Annotated in this window: 16 protein-coding genes; 12 read left to right on the forward strand and 4 right to left on the reverse strand. The window is 42.1% G+C overall.

The window, feature by feature from the left end; all coding sequences use genetic code 11:
- Nucleotides 1-17 precede the first annotated feature (17 nt).
- Genes V7O67_RS09135 through V7O67_RS09145 form a run of 3 tightly spaced genes read right to left on the reverse strand, consistent with a single transcriptional unit; the run spans nt 18 to nt 2,033 of the window.
- Complete coding sequence (locus V7O67_RS09135; RefSeq protein WP_342305135.1) at nt 18-506, reverse strand: hypothetical protein; 489 nt, start codon at nt 504-506, stop codon at nt 18-20.
- 33 nt (nt 507-539) lie between these two features.
- Complete coding sequence (locus tag V7O67_RS09140) at nt 540-1,208, reverse strand: metallophosphoesterase (RefSeq protein ID WP_342305134.1); 669 nt, start codon at nt 1,206-1,208, stop codon at nt 540-542.
- A 42-nt stretch (nt 1,209-1,250) separates the two neighbouring features.
- A complete protein-coding gene (locus V7O67_RS09145) occupies nt 1,251-2,033 on the reverse strand; it encodes a TIGR00266 family protein (RefSeq protein WP_406669915.1) in 783 nt (260 codons plus the stop codon).
- Nucleotides 2,034-2,259: 226 nt separating this feature from the next.
- On the opposite strand from V7O67_RS09145, the gene V7O67_RS09150 reads away from it, so the two are divergent.
- The 11 genes from V7O67_RS09150 (at nt 2,260) to V7O67_RS09200 (ending at nt 15,877) form a co-directional block, all read left to right on the forward strand.
- Nucleotides 2,260-3,702: an aminotransferase class I/II-fold pyridoxal phosphate-dependent enzyme gene (locus V7O67_RS09150; RefSeq protein ID WP_342305131.1), complete on the forward strand. Its 1,443-nt coding sequence runs from the start codon at nt 2,260-2,262 to the stop codon at nt 3,700-3,702.
- A 63-nt stretch (nt 3,703-3,765) separates the two neighbouring features.
- Nucleotides 3,766-5,262 carry a threonine-phosphate decarboxylase CobD gene (cobD, locus tag V7O67_RS09155; RefSeq protein WP_406669916.1) on the forward strand — a complete coding sequence of 499 codons (1,497 nt, stop codon included), beginning with the start codon at nt 3,766-3,768 and terminating at the stop codon, nt 5,260-5,262.
- Nucleotides 5,259-6,233, forward strand: coding sequence for a cobalamin biosynthesis protein (locus V7O67_RS09160; protein ID WP_342305129.1), 975 nt, complete (start codon nt 5,259-5,261; stop codon nt 6,231-6,233). The genes cobD and V7O67_RS09160 overlap by 4 nt, the downstream gene beginning before the upstream one ends.
- Nucleotides 6,234-6,281: 48 nt before the next feature.
- Nucleotides 6,282-6,884 (forward strand): alpha-ribazole phosphatase CobZ, encoded by a 603-nt coding sequence (cobZ, locus tag V7O67_RS09165; RefSeq protein WP_406669917.1) that lies wholly within the window; start codon nt 6,282-6,284, stop codon nt 6,882-6,884.
- Entirely contained in the window at nt 6,881-7,708 is an 828-nt protein-coding gene (cobS, locus tag V7O67_RS09170; protein ID WP_406669918.1) for an adenosylcobinamide-GDP ribazoletransferase, read from the forward strand. The genes cobZ and cobS overlap by 4 nt, the downstream gene beginning before the upstream one ends.
- Complete coding sequence (locus V7O67_RS09175; RefSeq protein ID WP_406669919.1) at nt 7,696-8,331, forward strand: NTP transferase domain-containing protein; 636 nt, start codon at nt 7,696-7,698, stop codon at nt 8,329-8,331. Before cobS ends, V7O67_RS09175 begins: the two co-directional genes overlap by 13 nt.
- A 238-nt stretch (nt 8,332-8,569) precedes the next feature.
- Nucleotides 8,570-9,424 (forward strand): formylglycine-generating enzyme family protein, encoded by an 855-nt coding sequence (locus V7O67_RS09180; protein WP_342305123.1) that lies wholly within the window; start codon nt 8,570-8,572, stop codon nt 9,422-9,424.
- 637 nt (nt 9,425-10,061) lie between these two features.
- Nucleotides 10,062-13,238: an isoleucine--tRNA ligase gene (ileS, locus tag V7O67_RS09185; RefSeq protein WP_406669920.1), complete on the forward strand. Its 3,177-nt coding sequence runs from the start codon at nt 10,062-10,064 to the stop codon at nt 13,236-13,238.
- Nucleotides 13,239-13,244: 6 nt separating this feature from the next.
- Nucleotides 13,245-13,874: a 6-hydroxymethylpterin diphosphokinase MptE-like protein gene (locus V7O67_RS09190; protein WP_342305121.1), complete on the forward strand. Its 630-nt coding sequence runs from the start codon at nt 13,245-13,247 to the stop codon at nt 13,872-13,874.
- Nucleotides 13,875-13,974: 100 nt separating this feature from the next.
- A complete protein-coding gene (locus V7O67_RS09195) occupies nt 13,975-15,078 on the forward strand; it encodes a DUF373 family protein (protein WP_342305120.1) in 1,104 nt (367 codons plus the stop codon).
- Between the two features lie 4 nt (nt 15,079-15,082).
- Complete coding sequence (locus V7O67_RS09200; protein WP_342305119.1) at nt 15,083-15,877, forward strand: MTAP family purine nucleoside phosphorylase; 795 nt, start codon at nt 15,083-15,085, stop codon at nt 15,875-15,877.
- A gap of 19 nt (nt 15,878-15,896) precedes the next feature.
- Here the strand turns inward: V7O67_RS09200 and V7O67_RS09205 are convergent, their stop codons facing one another.
- Nucleotides 15,897-16,730 carry an RAD55 family ATPase gene (locus V7O67_RS09205; protein WP_342305118.1) on the reverse strand — a complete coding sequence of 278 codons (834 nt, stop codon included), beginning with the start codon at nt 16,728-16,730 and terminating at the stop codon, nt 15,897-15,899.
- Between the two features lie 109 nt (nt 16,731-16,839).
- Between V7O67_RS09205 and V7O67_RS09210 the strand changes: the two genes are divergently transcribed.
- The gene (locus tag V7O67_RS09210) at nt 16,840-19,317 is read left to right on the forward strand and encodes a DUF5814 domain-containing protein (protein WP_406669921.1); all 2,478 of its coding nucleotides are present in this window, start codon (nt 16,840-16,842) and stop codon (nt 19,315-19,317) included.
- Nucleotides 19,318-19,376: the final 59 nt, after the last annotated feature.

Genomic DNA, 19,376 nt, shown 5'->3' on the forward strand with positions numbered 1-19,376 from the left:
TCCCTGAAGATTCATTCTTATTTAACAATAATGGTTCCCTTCATTCTTTCTTCCCAACCAAGCACTTTGTATGTGTATGTGCCCGTTTCGTTGAAAGTGTATCTGTAAGTTAACCTTTTTCCAATGTTTGCATTTTCCCAGAGGTCTTCATTACTTACAAGTGTGAAGATCCTTGTAGGGTCATTGCGGTTGAACCATACAATTGTATCTCCGGTGTTGATGGTTACATTACCAGGGTGTGTCAGGAAGTTTTCCATATATATTGTATAGGTCTTTGGATCAGTAGATTCGACGATTTCAAGCGGCTTGTCTTCTTCTTCAGACACTTCTTCCTCTTCAACAGTTTCATTCATGCCCATGTCATCTGGAACTGTTTCATTGACAACGTCTTCGGCTGTCTCATTTGTCATGTTGGTATCGTTCATTGTTTCTTCAGTGTCATCTACACATCCGATGACTGAAAAAGTGAGTAATATCAGGAATATGAGCAATAACTTTGCTTTCATTTGATCACCTGCATTAGAATATAATTTTGATGGTTAAATATCTTCTCGATGGGCTTCTATAAGCTGTATATTTATATTATGTTCTGGATTTTCCACATTAATATCTATCAGGGCTGCGAAACCCAATGCAGCCATTCCTGGATTTACGATAGTTGTTTTGCCTGATTTTTTTATACCTCTGGCTTCATGGATATGTCCGCATACAATAAGGTCAGCTGTATCAAGAAAAGCACTCAGAGCCTTGCAGCCTACATGCGTATCTCCGACATCGTCAAGGATTCCATATGGTGGCACATGTGTGAGAATGACCACTGGTTCATCTGTTTTTTCAGTTTCATTCATCAGACTATTGAGATTAGTCTCAAAATCACACTCTTCTATCTCAAACGGGGTGCAGAATGGTGTGGGATTGGACCCACCCATGCCTACAAATTTAACTCCATCTATTTTTACAGCTTTATTATGGAGGTTAGTAGCCCTGGAATCTTCGATCACTTTTATAATAGATTCATGGTCGCAGTTTCCCGGAACTGCAAGTATTGGTGGCTTAAACAAGTCCAGAAGTTCCAGTGCCTTTTCATCCGGCCCGAAATTTGTTATGTCTCCTGCAATAAGAACAACATCAATATCTCCAGACTGGTCAAGCAACTCTTCTATTTTAGAATAATTGCCATGCGGATCTGCAATAGCAAATAGTCTCATTTTTATGATCTCTCCATTTGTTGAACTTGCGAATTTTTATTCTTAAAAGGAGCGGTCTCCGCCTAGAATAGCTCCAAGTGCACCGCCGCCAATTCCGGCCACTCCGGTTGATTCATCTCTTCCACTGCCACCCTGGTATTTTGATGCTGCAACGATTCTGTCTGCAAGGCGTGAGAACGGCAGGCTCTGCAAATAAACCACCCCCGGCCCTCGTAAGACTGCCAGCACCAATCCCTCTCCTCCGAAAAGAGCATTTTTAAAGCCACTTGCCATTTGGATATCATAGTCTACGCTGTCAGAGAAAGCAGCAAGACAGCCGGTATCAACCCTGAGTGTCTCACCTGCCTGGAGTTCTTTCTCGATGATGGTACCGCCTGCATGCACAAAGGCCAGCCCGTCACCTGTGAGTCTCTGGAGGATGAAACCTTCTCCTCCGAAAAGACCTGCACCGATCTTTTTCGTAAAAGCAACCTCTATATTTATTCCTTTAGCTGCACAAAGGAAAGAATCCTTCTGGCACAGGAAACTTCTACCGTGTTTTGCAAGGTCTATAGCAAGAACCTTACCCGGATATGGAGCCCCGAAAGCCACGTAACCTTTACCTTGACCTTCATGCGTGAAACTGGTGATAAAGAAACTTTCACCGGTAAAAGCCCGTTTTAAGCCTTTAAGAAGTCCGCCTCCTGTAGAAGTCTGCATTTTTATTCCCGGTCCCATATACATCATAGCACCTGCTTCTGCCCTAACAGATTCACTTGGATCGAGTTCAATCTCTACTATCTGCATATCATTACCGATTATATCATAATCAATCTCATCTGCCATAAGAAAATCTCCATTATATTCAACATACCGTTGTGTAACACATCATTATAGAACTTTTTATAGATTTGCATTGTGAATAATATGGGTTTACATGTTGGGTTTTAAAATAACGGGCATTTACACAACTAAACTTGAATAGTTTAATATATCTCCTGTGCGTAACCACGTGTTGATAAGTGTGTTCCAAAAAAATTTTCCACCTCATTTGAAGCAGTATTTGCTTGCATTGCAAGTTAAAAATCATGGTGTAAGGGTTCATGAATCAGCTGAAAAATATAACCTGTCTGAATCAGATATTCTTGATTTTAGTTCAAACACCAATCTTTTGGGCACACCGTTTGATTTTCAGGGAAGTGAACTTGACCAGAAGCAGATAGTCTTTGCTTCTATTATAAGATCAGAACAGTATCCGGATAACAGATATCTGGAATTAAGAACTGCAGCTGCTGGTTTTCTCGGTCATGGCATCAATTTTGAAAATATAGTTCCTGGAAATGGCTCATGCGAGCTTCTACGTCTGTTGATAGGGTCTGTTGTAAATGAAGACGATATGGTAATAGTTCCATCTCCTTCATCCGGACAGTATTGTCATATAGCTGAGATCTTCGGTGCTCGTGTACATTCATTTACGTCAAAGGAATTACTGGCCCTTCCAAAAATGACATTGGAAAGGGCAAAGATAGTTATTCTTGAGAACCCGAACGATCCTACCGGGGAACTTACATCAAGAGATTCATTGGTGATGTTTGCAGAGAAGTGTGCTGAACATAACACTTTGCTTATAGTTGATGAGTCATCCATTGAACTTGCTGACCCTGATATGAGTGTTGCTGACATTACGCTAGATAATGATCATCTTTTTGTTATAAGGTCAGTATCAAATATTGTTGGTATGCCTGGTATGAGGCTAGCATATGGGATTGGTTCGTGTTCCATGTCCGGTGTGCTTAATTCTGCCCGGCTGTCATGGAATATAGGTGCGGTAGAAGAGGCCATTGGAATTGCATTTCTGAATATGGAAGGTGGCACTAATTGTAAATACCTGCATGATTCCAGGGCTCTGATCAAAAAAGAAAGAGAATATATCAGCAAACGTTTTTTTGACATATATGGTTTCGATCCTGTTGAAAGTAGTGCCAATTACGTGCTTGTGGATGTGAATGACCTTTTTGTGGATTCTGTAAGGCTTACAGAAGGCCTTGCATCTCATGGAATAATGATTCGTGAATGCGGTGATTTTTTTGATGGATCCAAAAGATATGTCAGGATATCTGTTCGCCCCAAGGAAGAATTCGAGAAGCTTATACGTACCCTTGATGATGTATTTGCTAAACTTAGCAGGGAAGATGCCAAGGAAAAACTTGAGGAAACCATTGAACATGGTGGTGCAACTGCTGCAGGGCGCGGTTCCTGTGAATACTATCCCTGTCATTTTATGGGCCAGGATTGTACGTTCTGCTTCTGTCCTTTTTATCCATGTCAGGAAGAGAAGACAGGTGGTAAATGTATAGAAAGTACCACCGGCGGACGGGTATGGAGTTGTGAACATTGTACTTTATTGCATAGACCAAAAGTCGCCAAAATGGTGCTTGATGCACTTATGGCTGACGGAGACACCGATGAGAACATAAGGAGGGCATGGAAGGAAATAATTGAGCCTCTGCTCTGATATTTTTTGAGGTGCAATTGAACAGGTTAATATATTTCCTATTTACTACATGCTTTGATTATTGTGACAGAACAAAGATCATCTCTCCCGGTAAAGAAATATCTTCTAAGTCTTGAGCCATGTGCGCATGGCGGACTGATCCGAAAAAGTTCCCAGAGATATGGGATACCTGAGTCAGATATATTGGATGCAAGTGCAAATTTGAATCCTTTTGGAACCCCGTTTGAACAGGCTGATTCGGAACTTGACCTACAGGATCTTCTTAATACCGGACTTGAAAAATTAGAACAGTATCCTGATAACCGTTATATGGAATACAGGACAGCAGCAGCTGATTTTGTTGGTATGGGGATAACACATGAGAACATAATTCCAGGCAATGGTTCAACTGAGATCATCAGGCTGGTTGCTGAATGTGTAATAAGTGAAGGGGATATTGTACTGATTCCCACGCCCACATTCAGTGAATATGAGATGCAGTGCAAGGTTATGGGGGCACAAATAGAATACGTTGCTCAGGAAGATATCTTCCATCTTGACGATAACCTGCTTGATGAAGCTAAAATTCTCTTTGTGTGCAATCCCAATAACCCTACAGGAAAACTACTATTAAAAGAGCAAATAGAAGAACTTGCAGATATATGTGCAGCTCATAAGACCATTCTCTTTGTAGATGAAGCATTCATAGAACTTGCAGATCCTGAGCAGAGTGTTGCATATCTTGTTGAGGAAAATGATTATCTTTTTATACAGCGCTCTCTTACAAAATCTTTTGCTATTCCAGGCATCAGGATGGGATTTGGAATTGCATCTGAAGACTTTGCAAAGGTGCTTGACAATGCAAGGCTTTCATGGAACCTTGGTTGTGTCGCAGATACTATCGCAACGACCCTTTTGGACATGGAAGGCGGAGCAAACAGCAAATTCCTTAGGGAATCAAGGGAATTCATTGAGACAGAAAGGAACTTCCTCATGGAAAAACTGACACGTCGTGGCTTCAAACCCTTTGAAAGCAGTGTTAACTATATTTTTGTCGATATTTCGGAATTCTCCATGAATTCCACCGAACTTGCACAGCGTATGGCTGCGCACGGAGTGCTGATTCGTGATTGTAATTCTTTCCAGGAAATAGGTCCTAGTTTCATTCGAATAGCTATACGTAAAAGAGAAGAAAATGAACTTATCGCATCTACTATTCGTCAGGTAATATATGAATGGGGCCGGGAACAGGCAAAAATCCAACTTGAAGAAAATATAAAAGCAGCAGCAGCAGAATGTGGCCGTCGGGGTAGCAATACAGACTGTGATTATTATCCCTGTCATTTTGAAGGTCAGGACTGTACATTTTGCTTTTGTCCTTTCTACCCGTGTAAGGACGAGCGCACCGGAGGCCAGTGGATAGAGAGTTCCAGTGGTGGACAGGTATGGAGCTGTCTTAAATGCACTATAGTTCATCAGGAAAAAGTTGTTGATGAACTGTTATCTGTGTTCACAGTAGATGGACTCAATAAAGAAAGCACTGAGAAGGCCTGGAAGGAAGTAATGGAGAATAACTTATGATGCTGCCGGTACAGGCTGACGCAAGTGAACTTGCGATAGTGCTTCTGTTAGCCTATGCCCTGGATCTGGTATTTTGCGAACCACCTGCTGCAATTCATCCGGTTGTCTGGATGGGTAAATTGATAGCTATTTTCAAGAAAAATGTCCCTAAGACCCACAGAAAGCTCTATGGAATATTCATGGGCCTTAGCACTATACTATTTGGCAGTCTTATAGCATATCTTGTATTGCTCTTCATGGGGGTTGAAAATATTCCCGCTCCGCTACGTTATATTGTTGCTGCTTATTTCCTCAAGGCAACATTTGCTGTACGCTGTCTTTCTGGTGCTGCAGATGAGGTCCGGAAAGAGCTGGATGCAGGAAAGCTTGACGGTGCCAGGCAAAAATTATCCATGTATGTAAGCAGGGATACATCAAAGCTGGATGAAAACCATATATCGTCGGCTATCATTGAAACAACATCAGAGAACTATGTAGATGGCATTCTTTCCCCACTGTTGTTCTATGCATGCTTTGGTCCTTTCGGACTGATTGCAGCATATGTTTTTAAAGCGACAAGTACCCTTGATTCTATGGTGGGGTACATGGATGAACGTCACCGGGATATGGGCTGGTTCTCTGCAAAGCTTGATGATGTGCTCAACTGGGTGCCTGCCCGTTTGTCCGTTCTCTTTATTTCTGCAGCAACTCTGACAATCAGATTAGTTTATCGCGGGATCAAAGTACCGGATTACAAAAGTGCATTGAAAAGCGGACTTGCAGATGGCTTGAAAACCCCATCTCCAAACTCAGGTTTTCCCATGGCATCAGTTGCAGGTGCACTAAGGATAAAGCTTGAAAAACCTAATACATATGTACTGGGTGAAGGCTTCGTTTATCCTGTCTCCGAAGACATCAAGTTGACCTCATGGATAACTCTTGTAGCATCATTATTTGCAATTATTGTATCTTTACTAATAATTTTGACATAGTATTGACAGATGAAATTAAATTTGACAAATCTCTCCAAAGTGATGCCAATGAAATTATCTGATATTGAATCTGAAGACCTTAAAAAGGGCCAGTCAGAAGGACTTGAAGGAGAAGTTACCAGGGATATCATTGATATCCTTGAAGAGGAAGGAATAACTGTTCAGATGCTTGTTGACACTGCGTTGGAGTTATATGTTCCACACCCGGGCATCGAAACAAGGGAGCTTGCAGAGGAAAAATTCCTGTACGAACTTAATATAGCCCTATTTGATGCAAACCTCTGTATGCTTGTATATTCAGGGATACTTCTTGAAAAAGAAGGTCGTGCAGGCAGATTACCTAATATCAGCAAGAGTTCCTATGAAAAAGACCTGACTTTTATTATAGCTGATGAAGTGCTGGGAATGAGCATTTCCAAGTATATCAGCGGTGATAAAGGAATGTTTGAGTTTGTCAGGTTCGATAAGCAAAAGCCCGGCATTCTTGCGACCCTGGGACCTTTTATGGATGACGTTATCGGCGGTCTTATCGGAGGAGTTTCTGCAAACATGTATACAAGAGGTATGGCAGAAGCTGCACTTTCATCCGGTAAAACTAAGAAAGAAGAAAAAAAAGACCTGAAAAACAAAAGTGATGTGATAGCAGGATGACCGGGTTTTTATTAGCTCTTCGTTCCAGTTTTGGTTTCCTCTCGACAATCCCGGTCGGGATTACCATGGAAGGACTTGATGAGTTCTTCAAAAGAACATATCTGCATATACTTGTAGGGATCGTGCTTGGCCTGATCATGGGCGCAGTAGCATATGTTTTAGCATTGTTCCTTTCCCCGCAGCTCAGTGCCATATTTATTGTTATCTTTGTTTATTATCTTACAGGCCTGAACCATCTGGACGGCATTGCGGATTTGGGTGACGGGCTGACAGCACATGGTTCCCGTGAAAAGAAACTAAAAGCATTGAAGGACATGTCACTCGGGATTGGAGGAGTTGCATATGCAGCTCTTATTATCATTGCATTCTACGCGACCCTTACATCACTTTATGGTGAATCCATTGTTCTGTATTCAACTACTGCAGATGTAGCACGCATATTCTTCTTTGCAATGTTCGTTGCCGAAGTAAGTGCAATGCAGTCGATGCTAACCATTGCTGCATTCGGAAAATCCATACATGAAGGACTGGGATCTATTCTGGTGAACAAAACCACAGTACCTAAATATCTTATAGGTTTTGTAATTGGTAGTATTGCCTGCCTTGGCTCATCTTTTTATTTTGGTCTTGGAATTGTCGGTATCATCCCATTCATAGCAGCGATTGCAGCAACACTGATATTACTTAATGTCAGCAACAGGCATTTCGGTGGTGTGAACGGTGATGTAATCGGTTCATCCAATGAAATCGGCAGGATTATTGCATTGATCGCTATTTATCTTGTCTTAAAGTACAATACCGGAGGTCTTTTTTGGACGCTATAATTATGGCAGGGGGTTTTGGAAGCAGGCTTGGAATGGGTGAAAAACCCTGTGTTGAACTACTGGGAAAGCCTCTCATCACTTATGTGATCGATACTCTGCAAAGGACTGGGAGCATTGGTGACATATATGTTGCTGTTTCCCCTGCAACCCCCAGGACCGCATCCTTTATCCAGGAAAAGTATGATGGCAAGGTAATGGTGATTCCAACGGGTGGAGGTAATTATGTGGGTGATATGGTGTATGCAGTAAAGGCTGCTTGTATCACGGACCCGCTTCTTATTCTTATGGCAGACCTGCCTCTTTTGACACCAGAGCTTCTTGAAAAGGTAATAAAAGAGTATAAGACATGTGGGAAACCGGCAATGTCGATTTTTTCCCCCATATGTGTTTGTAAAAGTCTTGGCATCCGTCCCGATACGGTTTTTAACTGGGAGGGGAAAGGGGAATTGATAGTTCCTTCAGGGATCAATATAATGGACGGTAATGATGTTGATCATGAACAGGATTATGTAAGCCTTGTACTGGATAATATTGAACTGGCACTCAATATCAATACAGTTGAGGATTTACAAAGGTGCAAAGATATACTTCTTGAGAGAAAAGCAGAATCTATCAGCAACTAGTGTTATCAATATAAGTTGGACAAACTTGCTTGTGCGGGTGTTTGGAGTTTTATGAGGTACCTCTTTATCCAACAAAAGGGTGCCTATCAACTTTATTATGTAAATGGTGCTTTTTCTAATTAATTGACTATATTTCTTATTTTTCATTCTTGCACAGAGCACAAACCAAAGAACTTAAATTGAGTGCAGGAATAAAATCCAATATTGTTTAGGTTGTTATACGTAAGAGGATAGGTCTATGAACAAAAAATTATACATGACAATTATTATGGGTGTCATCCTTATGGTTGCGGTCATTGGTAGTGGCTGTACTGATTCCGGAGATGACGTTACCGATGAAGAAAATGAGGAGCTCGCAGAAGTTGATTCTGTCCCCGAGGAAATAGAGGTCGACGATACTAGCTTTACCAATTCAATTGGAATGCAATTTGTGAAAATTCCAGAAGGATCTTTCCTCATGGGTGCACTGGAAGATGAATTGTACAGTGACAAAGATGAGAGGCCTGTACATGAGGTAACTATTGGAAATGACTTCTATATGGGTATTTATGAGGTAACTCAGGAGCAATGGGATGAAGTAATGAGCACCAATCCATCTTACTTTGAAGGTGCTGATCTGCCTGTTGAGAAAGTTTCCTGGGTTGATGCTAATAAATTCATTGATAAGCTCAATAAAATGGAAGATACTGACACATATCGTCTGCCTACTGAAGCTGAATGGGAATATGCAGCTAAGGCTGGTACAGATACGGCTTTCTCATTTGGTGATGATGAATCTATGCTGGTGGGTTATGGCTGGTATGATGATAATTCTGAAGACAAAACACGCCCAGTTGGTATGAAGGAAGCAAATCCATGGGGTCTTTACGATGTGCATGGCAATATCGCTGAATGGGTGGCTGATGAATACCACAGCAACTACCAGAAAGCACCAACCGATGGAAGTGAATGGACAGGTGGGGTTGACAGAAGAGTGATCCGTGGTGGAAGCTGGGAAAATGCAGAATCAAACTGCCGTTCATCTGACAGGGATAGTATCGGTGATGGAAGCCACAAGAATTATATTGGTTTCCGCCTTGTGAAAGAGCTCTGATATCCTTCATGGATATCTGGCTTTTATTTCTTTTTGTAACTATTCAGCCTACCACAATTAGCCTATTGATACTGATTTAATCAAAACGGAGATGTTTGCTCACTAACAACCTAAGAATCAAAAAAGCAATCAATGGCAACAATCAAAATTAATGATCCTAATAAAATGTAGGTCTCAACTTTTTGTCAAGATTGCTATTGATAGTGTTTTTATCAGGCTGAATAGTTACTTCTTTTGTAACTATTCAGCCTGGCACGATTTGCCTATTGGTACTGATTTCATCGAAATAGAGATGTCTGCTCACTAACAATCTAACAATCAAAAAAGCAATCAATAGCAACAATCAAAATAAATGATTCTAATGAAATTTACGTTTCAACTTTTTGTCAAGATTGTTATTGATAGCGTTTTTATCAGGCTGAATAGTTACCTTCTTTTTTTATAATTTGGAGCGAAAAACCCCTGAGTCTTTAGCTGAGGGGTAGTTCACGAAGCCCTTAGTTGAAAACAAATTCAATCACATGAAGAGAAAAGGTTTATCCCGATGCAATATATTTAAATTGAATATTGCAGTAGAAATAGCACACTTACTATTACAGTTATATTTACAATCAAGTTTTAAGCATGGAGAATCCGTATGATAGAGGAGATCACCAATCAATACGACCCACAGAAAATAGAGAAGAAGGTACATGATTTCTGGACAGAGGTCGATGCTTATTCAAAAGTACGTGAGCGCAGAAAAGGTGGAAAGAGGTTCTTTTTCGTTGACGGACCACCATATACTACAGGCCATATACACCTTGGTACTGCATGGAATAAGATCATCAAGGACTCTATCCTGCGTTACCGTTCCATGAATGGTTATGATATACTTGATCGTGCAGGGTGGGACATGCATGGTCTGCCAATTGAAGTAAAAGTTGAAGGAGTACTTGGTTTTACTTCCAAGAAAGATATCGAAAAATATGGTGTCGGTAATTTCATCGAAAAATGCAAAGAATTTGCCCTGAGCCAGAAAAATGATATGACAGACCAGTTCCAGATGCTAGGTGCCTGGCTGGACTGGAACGATCCATATATGACGCTGCGTGATGAGTACATTGAGGCAGCATGGTGGACCCTTAAGCAGGCCCAGGAGAAAAAGCTGCTGGAGCAGGGTAAACGTGTGGTAAACTGGTGTCCGAGATGTGAAACTGCCATTGCAGATTCCGAAGTAGAGTATGAAGACCGCACAGACCCTTCGATATTTGTCAAATTCAAAATAAAGGGAGAAGATAATACTTTTGTTGTTATATGGACTACAACACCGTGGACCATTCCTTCAAATGTTGCAGTAGCAGTGCATCCTTCCTTTGAATATTCAAAAGTAAAAGCTGTGACATCCGATGGTAAAGAAGAGATACTCATAGTTGCATCTCAGCTTGTAGAAGATGTGCTCAGGAAAGGAAGATATGCGGACTATGAAGTACTTGACACAATGCTCGGTGAAGATCTTACTTCCCTTTCATATGAAAGTCCGCTATTTGATCTTGTACCGGAACAGGCAGCAATGGAACATGGCATCTATCTTGCGGATTTTGTAACAGCTGAGAATACGGGCTGTGTACATATTGCTCCAGGACATGGTATGGATGACTTTGAAGTAGGAAAGAAGAATAATCTTCCCATATTCTGTCCTGTAGGTTCTGACGGACGCTATACCGAAGCAGCAGGAGAATATACCGGCATGCATATTCGTGAAGCGAATAAAGTCATCGTCGAAGACCTTCTCGAACGTGAAAGGTTGCTTGCTGAAGGAACTATCACTCACAGATACGGACACTGCTGGCGCTGTAAGACACCTATCATCTATCTTGCAACCGAACAATGGTTCATCAAGATAGGGGACCTTAAGGACCAGATGCTCTCTGAGATCGAAAAAGTAGACTGGTATCCTGACTGGGCAGGTTCTGCAAGATTCAGGGACTGGATAGAGGGTGCACGTGACTGGTGTGTATCCCGCCAGAGATACTGGGGTATTCCTATACCTGTCTGGAAATGTAACAGTTGTTCCAACATGCATGTAGTAGGTACCAAGGAAGAGCTCCTTGAAATGTCAGGAAAGAGCGAGGATATTGAGCTTCACAGGCCATATGTTGACGAGGTTCTGCTTGACTGCGAATGCGGCGGCAAGATGAAACGTGTGGAAGATGTATTTGACGTCTGGTTCGATTCAGCCGTAGCTTCCTGGGCAACCCTTCGTTTCCCCCAGAAAAAGGAAGAATTTGACAAATGGTGGCCTGCAGACTTCATTACCGAGGGACAGGACCAGACACGCGGATGGTTCTACTCACAACTTGGTGCAAGTATGGTAGCCTTTGGGAAGGCTCCTTACAAGAGTGTATTAATGCACGGCTTCACCCTTGACAGCGAGAGCAAGAAAATGTCAAAGAGCCTTGGAAACGTTGTTGCTCCTGGTGATGTTATTGCCCAATTCGGTGCTGACACACTACGCAGTTTTGTACTTTCCTCAAGTGCTCCCTGGGATGACTTGAAATTTGTCAGCGGTGAACTTGGAAACATCAACAGGACACTTAACATCCTCTGGAATGTGTACCGTTTCCCTCTTCCATACATGGTGTTGGATGAGTTTGATCCTTCAAAGGTATCCCTTGAATCTGTTAAACCTCATATGCGTGAAGAAGACAGATGGATACTCTCAAGGTCACAGTCATTGATCAGTGATGTCAACGCAGCAATGGATAAGTATACCCTTCACAGGGCAATACGCGCCATCAACGAATTTGTGCTGGAAGATCTCTCCAGATGGTACATACAACTTATCAGGCCAAGGACCTGGGTAGAGGCGGATGACCCTGACAAAATCGCGGTATACAGGGTACTGTATGAAGTATTCGTTACACTCTCAAAAATCATTGCACCTTTCATGCCTCACCTTGCAGAGGAAATGTACCAGAATTTGGTCAAAAATGTGGATGCTGAAGCGCCTGAATCTATTCATATGAACAACTGGCCGGTTGTTGACGAGTCACTAGTGGACAAGGAACTGGAAGCTCACATGAAAATGGCTCGTTCAATTGTGGAATCTGCATCCAATGCCCGTCAGAAGGTAGGCAGGAAGCTTAGATGGCCTGTATCACGCATAGTGCTCACTCCTGAGAATCAGCAGGCAGCCGATGCTGTGATGGATCTCAAGTCTGTGCTCATGGATCAGACTAATTCCAAGGACATTGTGCTAACAGGTATAGGCGAATCATGGGATGAACTTGGATTTGAGGTAAATCCAGAGCACGGTGCCATTGGCCCAGTATTTAAAGGCGATGCCGGCAAGGTCATTGGAGCTATAAAACAGACTGACGCTACTGAGTTGAAGACTGCACTAGCTCTGGAAGGGGAGTTCGAACTTGAGATACCTGGTGGAAAAGTCACAATTAAGCCTGAAATGGTGAACTTCACTGAGGCATTGCCTGAAATGGTTGCGAGTGCTCAGTCAAGTGCAGGTGCCATTTATGTGGATGCAAACCTCACCCGTGAGATTGAATCTGAAGGTTTCACGAGGGAAGTTATCCGCAGGGTGCAGGACATGCGAAAAGAGCTCGATCTTGCAGTTGATGACAACATTAGTTCACACATACAGATCAATGACGAAAGAGTTTTGGATCTTGTGCTTGATCGTGAACAGTTCATCGCAAAAGAGACCCGTTCAAATGTTCAGGTGATAGGTCTTGATGTCGACACTTCCGGATCCCTTGAGAAGGACTGGAATGTCGAAGGCATATCCATGAAGATTGGTATATCGAAGGTTAACTGAGGATATATGGACTTTAATGAATGGGAGCCCATTTACGAGTCCATATTAAATGACATGGGCTTTAGCAGGGAAGGTGATGAGCAGGCTGCTCTCATCCTCTCTGGTATGCTCAAAACCTCAAATACTACTGGTGTTCTTAGGCTTCATCAGTTAATCGAAGGAAAAGATATACTTGTGTGCGGCAATGCTCCGTTACTCAGGGATGAACTGGAGCTTGTCAACGCAGATGATTTTGTTATAATAGCTGCCGATGGAGCAGCTGCTGTGCTTGTTGACCGTGATATCATTCCTGAGATCATAGTCACTGATCTTGATGGCGATGTCGATAAAGAGATAGTTGCCAATCAAAAAGGGTGCTTGATGGTGGTGCATGCACATGGTGACAACATTGATAAACTTGAGATGTATGTTCCCTGGCTGACAAGAATGATTGGAAGCACACAGGCAAAATCTCTGGACAATGTGTACAACTTCGGAGGTTTTAGCGATGGTGACCGGTGCGTCTATCTTGCAAAAGAATTCGGCGCTGCCAGTATAACTCTCATAGGTTTTGATTTTGATGATGGTAATGTCGATCCTATTAAGAAAAAGAAACTTAAATGGGCTCGCTTGCTTATTGAAAAGATAATTCCTTAAAATCATAGGACATTTTATTTATCTTTTTTGTAAGTTCTTTACAGATACTGATTTATCAGTATCTATTTATATTTTCGTTATAAATATCTACAGGAGTTTCATGCAAACACTGGTAATCTGCATAGACAGGGATAATGACCTTGGGGACAAAGCGAATGTCCAGGTACCTCTGATAGGTAAAGAAGCTAATATAGAGGCAGCAGTAAAGCTTGCAACAGCAGACCCCGAAGATTCTGATACTAACACGATCTTCGGAGGTGTCAAGATACTTGATGACTTGCTTGCAAGGGGAGTAGATGCGGAAATCATTACCTTTGCAGGCGACAGGAACATTGGTATAATCTCTGACCAGAAGATAGCTAACCAGCTTGATATGATCCTGAAGAAGTTCCCGGCAGAATCTGCGATATTCGTATCTGATGGTGCTGAGGATGAAACGTTGCTACCTATTGTCCAGTCAAGGATCAAGATAGATTCTGTAAGAAGAATCGTGGTAATGCAGAGTGCTAACCTGGAAAGTACATACTACATAATCAAACATGCTTTTAATGACCCCAAAATATCCCAGACATTCTTTGTTCCGCTGGGACTTGCATCTCTTATCTATGCTTTCTTCCTGCTGATTAACTATTCTCAGGGTGCTATCATAGGTATTCTGGCGGCTGTGGGTCTCTATATGCTTTACCGTGGATTCAGCGATACAGTTACTTTCTACTGGGAGCAGTTAAAAGACTCTTTCCATTCAGGAAGAATGACATTTTTCACTTATGCAACGGCAGTTTTCTTAATAGTAGTGGCTACTTTGTTAGGTCTTATGGATGTGTGGTCATTTTACACGTCAGAAGGCATCTGGTATTATGGAGTTGTCCCGCTATTCACAGCTTTCATTAACAAGACTATCTGGATCTACATTCTGGCAATCCTTTTTGCAGATGCGGGAAAGATTATAGATTGTAAGAAACGCGGTGAGTCTTTTAGGCGGTACCTGATACCTGCTTTCTTTGTGGTGTCCATAGGTTTCCTTTTCTGGGGATCCACCAGTTATATTATGTCAATGAGCCCGGTGCTTGGAAGCGGCATAAGTGATCCGCGTTCAGGACTGGAACTATTCGTCTATTCAATAGTATTCGCTATCATCCTTGCACTGACGGGAATCAAAGTATCAAATAATCCGCAGGCGACCGGGAAAAAGTCTAAAAGGTAAAACTATGCAGGAAAAAGAGAACATGTATCATGATCTGGATCTGCATGCCGCTCTAATAGGTGGGGTTGCTTTCACTTCTGAAGGTTCATATCAGGAATTGGCTGTGAACACTCCTTACGGCGATGTCCTCGTCTATACTCTGGAAATCGGAGGCCGGAATGTTGCATTGATACCCAGACATGCAGATGGTGACCGGCATGTTCCACCTCATATGCTTAACAATAGGGCCAATATCCATGCCATACATGAATTGGGTGTGAGGAGAATAATAGCCACCAATTCTGTAGGCACTATGAAAAATCATCCTGTTGGAAGTTTCTTTTTGCCCAATGATTTTATTGATTTTACTAAGAACCGGCCTTCAACATTCTTTGATGAAAGGACGGTACATGTGGACGTAAGTGAACCCTATTGTCCTCAGATACGTCAACTTATAAGTGATTCTCTTACTGAAAGAAATATTGGTTTTTCAGAAGGTGTTTATGCCTGTACTGAAGGTCCAAGATTTGAAACAAAAGCAGAAATACGTATGATGCGACAATTCGGGGATGTTGTCGGCATGACCGGTCTGCCTGAGCTAGTGCTGGCAAAAGAACTGAACATGTGCTATGCATCTATTTGTACCGTGACCAATGATGCATGTGGTCTGGGAACGGGCAAAATGACAGTTAGTGAGGTGCTTGATACTCTCGCAGGCATAAAAAACAGATTGAGGGATGTACTATCAGATGTGATACAATCTCTTCCGGAAAAAGATGGCTGTAATTGTTCTCTGGCAACCTCGGATGCAGAGCTTTAAAATTTAGGACAGATGGATATCATGCAATATCCTTGGATGTATCGATCTGTATACCTTCGCTAATCTTGAATTTTATAATCTCTTCACTGGGAACCATTCCTCTTATCTTTGGAATTGCAAGTTTGCATGCTACTTTGTCCGCTCCTTTGTCAAGCATCGACTCAAATATAACATCGCATACGTTGAAAGTAAAGCTCTCAACATCCTGTGCGTTAGTGTTGTTCAATCCATAAAGGTATGTCAGGCATCCAAGATCTTTTGTTGTTTCATAGAGTACATTAACCAGTTGCTTAATGTATCCTTTGTTTACAGTAAGTTCCATAAAGAATGAGAATGAATCGAAGATTATGTTCACTTCTTCGCCGCTTGAATCATTTGCAATGTTGCGCAGGTTGAACTCGGTGAAATCTATTATTTTGGCATCTATGAATTCGTTACCTACATTATCGGATTTATCCCCACATGCGGTACAATAGTACTCACTGTATATGTCCACAAAGATGATGTTCGTCGGGTCAAATCCAAGGTTTATCACATCATTGAGCACAAACCTTGGTTTCCTGCTTGTTGTGAAATAATAGGTTTTGCGTGATTGTGTGAATTGATAAAGAAAGACCTCAGACATTGAACGTGGGTCCGCTGAAAAATATGTAAGCGATCCAGCCGGCAAACCTCCTCCCATTGTCCTGTCAAGAGCTAAAATTCCAGTTGAACTCAGGCGGAATTCATCTTCAACTACCTGATTTTGTTCCTGTTTTTTAAGACTTTGATAAAGGGAAGGTTCGATCTCATCTCTGGATTCGGCTTCAAAGTTAATGGTTCCAGTTTCCATCATGTTTTTAGAATCCAGCATTTTTCATCCTCAATTATACTAAGTTATTATATATGGTTTAATATTATAAAATACTTCTTTCAGGCAAATACAATAGTATTTATAGACTATCAGTTATCAAAGACCATCAATGACTCTCTGGATACTTGCAAGCACCGAAAGGTCCAAAATTATTATCCTGCCGATACGGGATAAAAAGAAAAAACCTCTTTTTGTCGGTGAACTTGTCCTGAGGCAGACTGATGCAGGCCCGCGTCCGCATAAATTCAAGGTTAAAACTGATGGGAAAGGAGAGTACAGGTCACCATCGGAATTTGTCGACCTTATAAGGATCGCCGATCGTATAATGATAGCAAAAGGTGGCGATGATGAGCAGGCTGCCAGATTTATTGAAATGCTTCAGGGTTTTCAGCTCAGTGCAGATCTTGTAAATGCATGCAGATTCTGCCTGCTGAATAACAAGTTCAATTTCTTGAACAGACGCTCAATTAGATATCATCGGGGTAAATTATGTGAGGAATGTGCAAGGGAAGAACTCTTCCGTACGCTCAAAAGTTCCCATGTAAATTACGGGGATGAAGTATGTCAGCGGTTTGAAGATATAATGCTTAAGACAAAGGATCTTGACAGGACCATGGCCATGATAAGTCCTGATGAGCTGGACCGTGAGCTTACAAAGTTTGATTCCATTGCTGCAAACACTTCCGTATCAAAGGAAATGATAAAGGACCTGCCTCTGCACAAGAGCTTTAAAAAGTTGCTTCTTGCAAAATCTGAAACTCTTCTGCCGGTACAAGCTCTGTCAGTGGAAAATGGTCTTCTTAAAGGACAGAACCAGCTTGTGACTTCTGTCACCGCGACAGGTAAAACATTGATAGGAGAACTTGCAGGAATCGAAAATATACTCAGAAAGAAAGGAAAACTTCTCTATCTGGTGCCCCTTGTGGCACTTGCAAACCAGAAATACGACCAGTTCACAAATAGATATTCAGGTCTGGGTATACAGACATCCGTAAGAGTCGGGAGTGCTCGTATAAAAGTATCCAGGAATGATAAGTCAAGAAGAACCCTTGATTCCGATATCATTGTCGGGACATATGAAGGAATAGATTATATCCTCAGGACCGGCGGTGCTGACATGCTGGGGCATATCGGTACGATAGTTGTAGATGAAGTTCACACCATAGAGGATGCAGAGCGCGGACACCGGCTTGATGGTGTGATAGCAAGGCTCAAATATGTTGCACCTGGCGCTCAGTTCATTTATCTTTCTGCAACGGTCGCAAAGCCGGCTCTAATGGCAAAACAACTTGGTGCACACCTTATAGAATATGAATATCGTCCTGTGCCCATAGAGAGACATCTCATTCTCTGCCCCGAGCATTCCAAAATTAAGATAATGACTCGTCTTGTAAGGAATGAGTTCAGCAAAGTATCGTCAAAAGGCCATAAAGGCCAGACTATCATCTTTACAAACTCACGACGCAACTGTCATCGTATTTCCGAAGCCATTCCAATGTATTCGGCACCCTATCATGCGGGGCTTACCAGTGAGGAACGTAAGAAAGTCGAGATCAGCTTTGGCAAAGGAAAGCTCCCTGTGGTTGTGACAACAGCTGCCCTGGCAGCAGGAGTGGATTTTCCTGCCTCTCAGGTTATATTCGAATCCCTTGCCATGGGTATAGAATGGCTCAACATGCAGGAATTCCTCCAGATGCTGGGACGTGCCGGAAGGCCGGATTATCATGACAGAGGTGAAGTAGTTCTGCTTGCAGTGCCGAGCAAGAGATATACAGGCGACCAGGGCGATACTGAAGACGCAGTAGCCCTGAAATTGCTTAAAGGAGAGATGTTGCACACAAGAGTCGATTATGGAGAAGAGGAGAAAATAGAAGAGATCCTTGCAACTGCGGCTGTAACATCTTCTGTGAATGACCTTCGAAGAATACATGGAAACATGCTTGCAGATTACAATGTGGATGTCTTGCTGAAAAATCTCGAAAGGCACAAATTCCTTCACAGAAAAGGAGATAAAATCTCACTGACTCGATTCGGTAAGATAGCTGCGGGTCATTTCCTCTCGGTCTCAAGGGCATTTCTGATACGTGATGCCGTATTGATGGATCAGGATCCCCTGACAACTGTTTCTAACCTGGAATTTTTTGATGCAGTATACTTTAAATATGCCGCCAGAATATCAGCTGCATTGAACATCAACCTGCCGTCCCGTGTTTTCCAGGGTGCTTCTCTGGACATACTTTTTGAAGGGGAGAATATGGGAAAACTGGAAATAAGCCTTCGGGACCAGTTGTTCCAGTTTGCATCTGATTTTATGACATGCAGTTGCAGGGATTCTCCTTACTGCGGCTGTGCGGAACACAAGTTCTCTGAAAAGATCATTTCAATCCGTACTGAAGGATACGATCCTGCGGGAATTGTCAGGAAGCTTGAGAACCTTTATGGTATAACTGCCTATCCCGGTGACGTTTTGGGGTATCTTGACAATGTGGTCCGAAACCTTGATGCAGTAGAGATGATCGCCGCAGCACATTCCAAACGGGATATCTCTTTAAGGGCAAGAAGCCTTAGGAAACTCGTTGAGGGCTGATGTCATTATCTGGTCATTAAAGCAATTATCATTGGCATCAAAAATTATAATAGTTATGT

It is taken from the genome of Methanolobus sp. ZRKC4 (assembly GCF_045291305.1).
In the GTDB taxonomy this organism is placed as follows: domain Archaea; phylum Halobacteriota; class Methanosarcinia; order Methanosarcinales; family Methanosarcinaceae; genus Methanolobus.

Excerpts from the sequence above, each read along its gene's own strand:
- V7O67_RS09160 (WP_342305129.1), top strand. The coding sequence starts at position 5,259 with ATGATGCTGCCGGTACAGGCTGACGCAAGTGAACTTGCGATAGTGCTT.
- V7O67_RS09145 (WP_406669915.1), bottom strand. The coding sequence starts at position 2,033 with ATGGCAGATGAGATTGATTATGATATAATCGGTAATGATATGCAGATA.
- V7O67_RS09180 (WP_342305123.1), top strand. The coding sequence starts at position 8,570 with ATGAACAAAAAATTATACATGACAATTATTATGGGTGTCATCCTTATG.
- ileS (WP_406669920.1), top strand. The coding sequence starts at position 10,062 with ATGATAGAGGAGATCACCAATCAATACGACCCACAGAAAATAGAGAAG.
- V7O67_RS09135 (WP_342305135.1), bottom strand. The coding sequence starts at position 506 with ATGAAAGCAAAGTTATTGCTCATATTCCTGATATTACTCACTTTTTCA.
- cobS (WP_406669918.1), top strand. The coding sequence starts at position 6,881 with ATGACCGGGTTTTTATTAGCTCTTCGTTCCAGTTTTGGTTTCCTCTCG.
- V7O67_RS09205 (WP_342305118.1), bottom strand. The coding sequence starts at position 16,730 with ATGCTGGATTCTAAAAACATGATGGAAACTGGAACCATTAACTTTGAA.
- cobZ (WP_406669917.1), top strand. The coding sequence starts at position 6,282 with ATGAAATTATCTGATATTGAATCTGAAGACCTTAAAAAGGGCCAGTCA.
- V7O67_RS09200 (WP_342305119.1), top strand. The coding sequence starts at position 15,083 with ATGCAGGAAAAAGAGAACATGTATCATGATCTGGATCTGCATGCCGCT.
- V7O67_RS09210 (WP_406669921.1), top strand. The coding sequence starts at position 16,840 with ATGACTCTCTGGATACTTGCAAGCACCGAAAGGTCCAAAATTATTATC.
- V7O67_RS09195 (WP_342305120.1), top strand. The coding sequence starts at position 13,975 with ATGCAAACACTGGTAATCTGCATAGACAGGGATAATGACCTTGGGGAC.
- V7O67_RS09140 (WP_342305134.1), bottom strand. The coding sequence starts at position 1,208 with ATGAGACTATTTGCTATTGCAGATCCGCATGGCAATTATTCTAAAATA.
- V7O67_RS09190 (WP_342305121.1), top strand. The coding sequence starts at position 13,245 with ATGGACTTTAATGAATGGGAGCCCATTTACGAGTCCATATTAAATGAC.